Raw genomic sequence first — 466 nt, forward strand, 5'->3', positions numbered from 1 at the left:
TGGCACCCGCTCGCTCGGTCCTAACCGAAGGAGCGTGCCCATGACCAGCACCCCGACCGAGTTTCCCGCGACGATCGCGTCTGCGCGGCCTCAGCAACTCCCGCCCGCGATCCTGCGCAAGGCGGTGACCTTCGATCAGCTCGAGATCAGCCGCTTCAACGTCCGCACCAATCGCAAAGCGCAAATGACGATCGAGGCGCTCGGCCGCTCGATCCTCGCGCTCGGCCTGGTCAACGCGCTGAAGGTCCATCCGCTGAAGGGCGGCAAGGAACGCTATGGCGTGCATGCCGGCGGGCGCCGGTGCCGCGCGATCGGCGCGCTGATCAAGGCGGGCGCGCTCCCGGCCGACTGGCCGATCGACGTCGTCGTGCGCGATCAGCTGACCGAGGCGCAGCTGCTCGAGGAAAGCCAGGCCGAGAACATGATGCGGCTCGATCTCGAAATGTACGAGATCGCCCAGGTCGTG

The 466-nt window shown here is 67.4% G+C and carries 1 protein-coding gene; it reads left to right on the forward strand.

Annotated elements, in window-relative coordinates; translation table 11 throughout:
* Nucleotides 1-40 precede the first annotated feature (40 nt).
* Nucleotides 41-466 (forward strand): ParB/Srx family N-terminal domain-containing protein (locus tag AACY49_RS30790; protein WP_339528074.1); only part of this gene is annotated, 426 nt, incomplete at its 3' end.

The organism is Pseudomonas sp. EL_65y_Pfl2_R96 (assembly GCF_963970905.1).
Taxonomy (GTDB): Bacteria; Pseudomonadota; Gammaproteobacteria; order Pseudomonadales; family Pseudomonadaceae; genus Aquipseudomonas.